Below are 6,698 nucleotides of genomic sequence, written 5' to 3' on the forward strand. Positions count from 1 at the left end.
TGCGCGTTACTCCTTCACGGCGACGTAGACCTCGTCGCCGTCGACGTGTACGGGAAAGACGGGAACGGGCTCGGTGGCCGGCAGGCCGGTGGGCTTGCCGGTCCGAAGGTCGAAGCGCGATCCATGCAGCCAGCACTCGACGGTGCCGGCCTCGACGTCACCGTCGGAGAGCGCCACCTCTGCATGCGAGCACTCGTCGAGCAGCGCCAGGACCTCGCCATCGGTGCGTACGACGCAGACCGGCGTGTGCCGGATGTCGACGTGAAGCGGGCGGTTGTCGAGCAGGTCGGACAGCCCGCACACCCGGACGTAGCCGCGCATCATGTGGACGCACCGAGCTCGCGCTCGACCGCCGCGACCAGGCGGTCGCGCACCTCGGGCACACCGATCCGGTCAACGATATCGGTGAAGAAGCCGCGTACGACGAGCCGGCGCGCCTCGGACTCGGTGATCCCCCGCGCCATCAGGTAGAACAGCTGCTCGTCGTCGAAACGTCCGGTCGTGCTCGCATGACCGGCGCCGATGACCTCACCGGTCTCGATCTCGAGGTTCGGGACGGAGTCGGCGCGCGCCCCGTCGGTGAGGAGCAGGTTGCGGTTCTCCTCGTAGGTGTCGGTGCCGATCGCATCGCGGCGGATCAGCACGTCGCCGATCCACACCGTGCGCGCGTGGTTGCCCTGCAGCGCTCCCTTGTAGGTCGCCCGGCTGCGGCAGTGCGGCTGGTTGTGGTCGACGAACAGGCGGTGCTCGAGGTGCTGCTCGGCATCCGCGAAGTACAGCCCGAGGAGTTGGGCGTTGCCACCCGGTCCGGTGAAGTGCACGGTGGGCGTGAGCCGGACCAGGTCACCGCCGAGCGACACGACCGCTGAGGTGAACGTCGCGTCGCGGCCGACCGCAACGGACTGCTGCTCGACGTGGACGGTGTCGTCGTCCCAGTCCTGGAGGCTGACCAGGGTCAGCCGGGCGCCGTCACCGACGAGCACCGACAGCAGTGCGCCATACGTCGCGCTGCCCGCGTGGTCGATGATCACGGTGGCGCTGGCGTTGGCGCCGATCTCGACTATCACGTGGCCCCAGACGATCTCCTCGCTGGTCGAGCCCCGCAGCTCGACGACGGCCGGGCGATCGAGCTCGGCACCGGCCGGGATACGCAGCGCGATCGCGCCACCCGAATGTGCGTGTGCGAGCGCCGCGACGCGGTCGACCGGAGCCGGGACTGCGGTGCGCAGCGGATCATCATCGGCCAACTCGACCAGCTCGACACCGTCGGGCAGGTCCGAGGTCCACTTCAGGTGCGCGTCGCTCGCGGTGTCCTCGAGCAACCGGGTCATCCGGCGACGAGGCGTGAACCGCCATTCCTCCTCGCGACCCGCCGGCATCGGGAAGTCGGCCGGGTCGAACGACACGCGGCGGTACGCCGCCGACACGATCGGCGGCGCGCCGCGCTCCGCGCGTGACTCCCCGGCGACGCTCGCCGGGGCCGGTTCGGGGCTCATCAGCCGACGGCCCCTTCCATCTGTAGCTCGATCAGCCGGTTCAGCTCGAGGGCGTACTCCATCGGGAGCTCGCGCGCGATCGGCTCGATGAACCCGCGCACGATCATCGCCATCGCCTCGTCCTCGGTCATGCCGCGGCTCATCAGGTAGAACAGCTGATCCGCGCTCACCTTGCTGACCGTGGCCTCGTGCCCCATCTGCACGTCGTCCTCTCGGACGTCGACGTACGGGTAGGTGTCCGACCGGCTGATCGAGTCGATCAGCAACGCGTCGCACTTCACCGTGCTCTTGGAGTGCTCGGAGCCCTTGTTGACCTGCACGAGCCCCCGGTACGACGTCCGCCCACCGCCTTGTGCAACCGACTTGCTCACGATGTTGCTCGACGTATTCGGAGCCGCGTGCACCATCTTCGCGCCAGAGTCCGTGTGCTGACCTTCGGCAGCGAAGGCAAGGGACAGCGTCTCGCCCTTGGCGTGCTCGCCGACCATCCAGACCGCGGGGTACTTCATGGTCACCTTGGATCCGATATTCGCGTCGGTCCACTCCATGACCGCACCCTCGTGTGCGATGGCGCGCTTGGTCACCAGGTTGTAGACGTTGTTGGACCAGTTCTGAATCGTGGTGTACCGAACCCGCGCGTCCTTCTTGACAATGATCTCTACAACTGCAGAATGTAATGAATCGGACGAATAGATCGGGGCGGTACACCCCTCTGTATAATGGACATATGACCCCTCATCGGCGATAATCAACGTCCGCTCGAACTGGCCCATGTTCTCGGTGTTGATCCGAAAGTAGGCCTGCAGCGGGATGTCGACCCTGACGCCCTTTGGCACGTAGATGAAGGAGCCACCGGACCAGACTGCGGTGTTGAGCGCTGAGAACTTGTTGTCTCCGGCAGGAATCGCGGATGCGAAGTACTCACGGAACAGGCCCTCGTGTTCACGCAGACCGGTGTCGGTGTCGAGGAAGAGCACACCCTGAGCTTCGAGATCCTCACGAATTTGGTGATACACCACCTCGCTGTTGTGAACCACGATGCCGTCAGCGAGGAAGTTATGCGGGCCGTCTACCTCGACGTCATATACCGCTTCGACGTCATATGCAGTGATCGCCTTGATACGAGCGAATCCCAGGTGTTCGGTGCAGTGCTTCCGAAAAGTCGCGCCTCTCGCGCTGATCGACGACTGCGCATACCTGCGCCGCCCGAATCGCGAGGTCCGCTTCGGGTTGCGGCAGCCGAGCCGCTCGAACTGGCCCGAGATGCCCAGTCGGTAGGCGGTCATCATGCGGCTCGGGTCGTGCGCGTACGGCGCCTGCCACTCCCAAGGACCCGCCGCCCGAAGGCCCGTGAGCTCGGCCAGGGATCGGGCCTGCTCCAGCAGCGGCGCGTTGACGCTCGTCAGCACAACCGAGCCAGATGCGTCGGGTCGAACGTAGCCGTCGGCGTCGACCCACCCCCCGAGAAAGGCCAGCCGCTCCGCTCGAGGGAGTCCAAAGACCCAGTCAGGCACATGCTTGTTGTGAGCTCCGCCCGTGAAGCCCATCTCAATCATCCAGTCGACGAGCGGACGGGAGTTCACCACGAGTCGCACGTCATCGGCCGCGATTGCGCGAAGGCCAAACTGGTCAGCGATCACCCTGGTGAGTTCGGCCCGGAGTTCAACGTCGGTGTCCGGCACTGCGAACTGCACTCGGTGCGTGCGACCGGAACTCCGCAACGAGCCGTCGCCAACGAAGTACCCGAGCAGCCACAACAGGTCCTCACTGGTCCACATTGGTCCGAGGACTGTGCCGTTCCGGCGATAGGCACCCGGAAGTTGGAGTGACTCGCCGAAATCTGGCAGGTCGCGAGGTACAGCGACTAGGTCACCAACGGCAAGCTCGTTCAGCGTCCTCCACCGACGCACGAACCGTGCCCGTTGGCGACCCGGCTTTCGATCGTCGGACAGCACGAGGAACGGATGATTGTCCGTCGCTCGAATCTTCTGACCGCCGACGGTCACCTCGTACGTCTGCTTCACACCCGTCTGTGCCATCGCCTTCACCGACGAGACAATGAAGCGCTCGGCCTCCTCGTCATAGGAGAAGACCCGATCGCCCGCCTCGATCTCCTTGATCGGCACCTGTCCACGATCGGCCGTCCAGACGAGGGTGTCTGCCGACAGGCACTCGTACTGGGCCGCTACTCCGGCAATGAGCCTTTGCTTTTCGGCTTCGGGAATTCCGAGCCGGTCGTAGGTCGTCTTGATATCCGCGGGCAGGTCGTCCCACGACGCGGCCTGCTTCTCGGTCGAGCGGACGAAGTACTTGATGTTGTCGAAGTCGATCCCCGACAGGTCCGCGCCCCAGTTCGGCATCGGCTTCTTGTAGAACAGCCGCAGCCCCTTCAGACGCTGCTCGAGCATCCACTCCGGCTCGTTCTTCAGCGCCGAGATCTCGCGCACGACATCCTCGGACAGTCCGCGCTTGGCGGTCGCGCCGGCGACGTCGGGGTCGGCCCAGCCGAACTTGTAGCGGCCGAGACCCTCGAGCTCAGGGCGGGCGAGGTCGGTCATGAAGCAGTCCTTCCGGACGTGGGGCGGGTGGTGACATCGGTGAGCGGGATGTGGGTCGTGCAGACGCCGTCGCCGCGGGCGATCGTCGCGAGCCGTTGGACGTGGCGGCCGACCAGCCGGCCGATCGCCTCGGTCTCGACCTCGCACAGCACCGGGAACTCCTCGGCGACGTGCTGAACCGGGCAGTGGTGCTGGCAGACCTGAACGCCGAGCGCGGTGTCGTGCACGGTCGAGGCGTACCCGTCGTCGGCCAGCGCCTCGGCCAGCGCCTGCGGGCGCTCGTCGAGCGGCAGCGCCGCGATCCGGTCGGCGTAGCGCGCCTCCCACTCGGCGATCCGCCGCCGCGCGAAGTCCTCGACCGCGGCCTCGCCGACGTAGTCCCGCAGGTAGCGCAGCGCGGACACCGCGACCGCGTCGTACGCCGTCGGTCCGGCCGCATGACCGGCGTCGGTCAGGCCGAACCGCCGGGCCGGCCGCCCGCGACCACGCGGGCCGCTCGGACGCTCCTCGTGCGCCACGATCGTGCCGTCGGCGAGCGCGGCATCGAGGTGCCGCCGGATCGCGGCCGTCGTGAGCCCGAGCCGCTGCGCCAGCTCGGCGACCGTGGACGGGCCGTGTTCGAGCAGCGAGCGGGCGACCTTCACCCGGGTCCGCCGCTCGGCAGCCTCATCGGCAGGGACGACCCGGCCGCGCACCCGCGCCTTCACGCCTGCGGTTTTCACAACGTCATTATTGCGTAATTGACCGACACCGCCAAACCGGGCCAGACCGGACCCGCCCCCGCGGCTTCCTACACTGGCCGGGCGTGGCCGCCGTCGAGGTGAGCGAGCTCGCCAAGAGCTACACCGGAACCCCTGCAGTGGCCGACGTCAGCTTCACCGCGGCGGCCGGCGCGATCACGGCTGTGCTGGGCCCGAACGGCGCCGGCAAGACCACCACGATCGAGATCTGCGCCGGGCTGCGCCGGGCCGACCGCGGCTCGGTCCGGGTGCTGGGACTCGATCCGGCCACCGATGCACCCGCCCTCGCCACGCGGGTCGGGATCATGCCGCAGGGTGGCTCCGGTGCAAGCGGCGTGTATCCCAGCGCCCGCGCCGACGAGGTCCTCGGCCTCTACGCCGCGCTCTATGCCGTCCCGCTACCGGTCGAGGGCCTGATCGAGCGGCTCGGGCTCGGCAGCGTCGCTCGCACCCCGTGGCGGCGCCTGTCCGGTGGGGAGCAGCAACGCCTGTCGCTGGCGCTCGCCGTGGTCGGCCGGCCCGAGGCGGTCTTCCTCGACGAGCCCACCGCCGGGCTCGACGTTCAGGGTCGGCACTCGACCTGGGAGCTGGTCCGTGAGCTGCGGGCCGCCGGCGTCGCGGTCGTCGTCACGACCCACGCGATCGACGAAGCCGAGCAGCTGGCCGACTCCGTGGTCATCATCGACGCCGGCCGGGTGGTCGCCACCGGGCCGCCGGCCGTCCTGACGCGGGCGAGCGGCACCGGGCGCCGGCTGTCCTTCACCGGCCCGCCCGGTCTCCCGATTGCCGAGCTCCTCCTGGCGCTACCCGCGGGGAGCAACGTCGCCGAGCCCGATCCGGGCCGCTACGTCGTGACCGCGGACATCACTCCCAACCTGGCCGCGGCCGTCACCACGTGGTGTGCGGCGCGCGGCGTGCTCCCGGAGGGCCTCGCGACCGGCGCCCGCAGCCTCGAGGACGTCTTCCTCGAGCTCACCGGGCGAGGGGTTCGGTCATGACCGCCGTGCCGCTCGAGCTCGCGCCGGCTCCCGGCGCGGCGCCGGCAATCCGCCGCTTGCGTGCCCAGACCGCGATGGAGCTGCGGCTCACGCTCCGCAACGGCGAGCAGCTGCTCCTCACGATCGCCATACCGACCGTGCTGTTGATCCTGTTCGCCAGCGCCCCGATCGCCGATCTGCCCAAGCCGCGGATCGACTTCCTCGTGCCGGGCGTGCTCGCGCTCGCCGTGATGTCGACCGCCTTCACCGGCCAGGCGATCGCCACCGGGTTCGAACGCAGGTACGGCGTCCTGCGCCGGCTCGGCACGACGCCGCTGTCGAGAAGCCTGCTGCTGGCGGCGAAGACGCTGAGCGTGCTTGTCGTGGAGCTGATCCAGGTCGCGCTGCTCTGCATCGTCGGGGCGATCGCCGGGTGGTCTCCGCACGGCGACCCGGCCAGCGTCGTCGGGCTGCTCGTGCTCGGTACCGCGGCGTTCAGCACGCTGGGCCTGCTGATGGCCGGGACGTTGCGCGCCGAAGCGACCCTCGGCGCCGCCAACCTGGTCTACCTGGTCCTGCTGGTGCTCGGCGGCGTCGCGTTCCCGCTGACCGACTTCTCACCCGGCGTACGCCGCGTGCTGGAGCTGCTGCCGATCGGCGCGCTGAGCCAGGGCCTGCGGGTCGTTCTCCGCGCCGGAGGCACGGCACCGCTGCACGACTGGATGACGCTGCTCGCCTGGACGGCGGTCGGCGCCGTCGCGGCCGCCCGCTGGTTCCGCTGGGACTCCTAGGAGACCGCGTAGGAGACCGCGCTCAGCCCATCTTCTCGAGGAACGTCAGCATGTCGTCGGCGTGCTCCTCCTCGACCGCGAGGATCTCCTCGAAGACCCGCCGGGTGGTGGTGTCGGAGGTGCCCAACCAGTTGAT

Annotated in this window: 6 protein-coding genes and 1 pseudogene; 2 read left to right on the forward strand and 5 right to left on the reverse strand. The window is 68.6% G+C overall.

Annotation, left to right across the window (positions count from 1 at the left end; translation table 11 throughout):
- Window positions 1-6: 6 nt before the first annotated feature.
- The 5 genes and pseudogenes from VME70_01310 to VME70_01330 all read right to left on the reverse strand — a co-directional run bounded on the left by VME70_01310 (window position 7) and on the right by VME70_01330 (window position 4,776).
- Window positions 7-324, reverse strand: a complete 318-nt coding sequence (locus VME70_01310; GenBank protein ID HTW18834.1) for a non-heme iron oxygenase ferredoxin subunit — start codon at window positions 322-324, stop codon at window positions 7-9.
- Complete coding sequence (gene sufD / locus VME70_01315; GenBank protein ID HTW18835.1) at window positions 321-1,496, reverse strand: Fe-S cluster assembly protein SufD; 1,176 nt, start codon at window positions 1,494-1,496, stop codon at window positions 321-323. The genes VME70_01310 and sufD overlap by 4 nt, the downstream gene beginning before the upstream one ends.
- Window positions 1,496-3,694 carry a Fe-S cluster assembly protein SufB gene (gene sufB, locus VME70_01320; GenBank protein ID HTW18836.1) on the reverse strand — a complete coding sequence of 733 codons (2,199 nt, stop codon included), beginning with the start codon at window positions 3,692-3,694 and terminating at the stop codon, window positions 1,496-1,498. The genes sufD and sufB overlap by 1 nt, the downstream gene beginning before the upstream one ends.
- Window positions 3,668-4,054, reverse strand: a pseudogene (locus VME70_01325) (Fe-S cluster assembly protein SufB). The gene sufB and the pseudogene VME70_01325 overlap by 27 nt, the downstream one beginning before the upstream one ends.
- A complete protein-coding gene (locus tag VME70_01330; GenBank protein HTW18837.1) occupies window positions 4,051-4,776 on the reverse strand; it encodes an ArsR family transcriptional regulator in 726 nt (241 codons plus the stop codon). The pseudogene VME70_01325 and the gene VME70_01330 overlap by 4 nt, the downstream one beginning before the upstream one ends.
- An 83-nt stretch (window positions 4,777-4,859) precedes the next feature.
- Between VME70_01330 and VME70_01335 the strand changes: the two genes are divergently transcribed.
- Both VME70_01335 and VME70_01340 read left to right on the forward strand, forming a co-directional pair.
- A complete protein-coding gene (locus VME70_01335) occupies window positions 4,860-5,792 on the forward strand; it encodes an ABC transporter ATP-binding protein (GenBank protein ID HTW18838.1) in 933 nt (310 codons plus the stop codon).
- Window positions 5,789-6,562 (forward strand): ABC transporter permease, encoded by a 774-nt coding sequence (locus tag VME70_01340; GenBank protein HTW18839.1) that lies wholly within the window; start codon window positions 5,789-5,791, stop codon window positions 6,560-6,562. The genes VME70_01335 and VME70_01340 overlap by 4 nt, the downstream gene beginning before the upstream one ends.
- Window positions 6,563-6,698 lie beyond the last annotated feature (136 nt).

Source organism: Mycobacteriales bacterium (assembly GCA_035504215.1).
Lineage (GTDB): Bacteria > Actinomycetota > Actinomycetes > JAFAQI01 > JAFAQI01 > DATAUK01.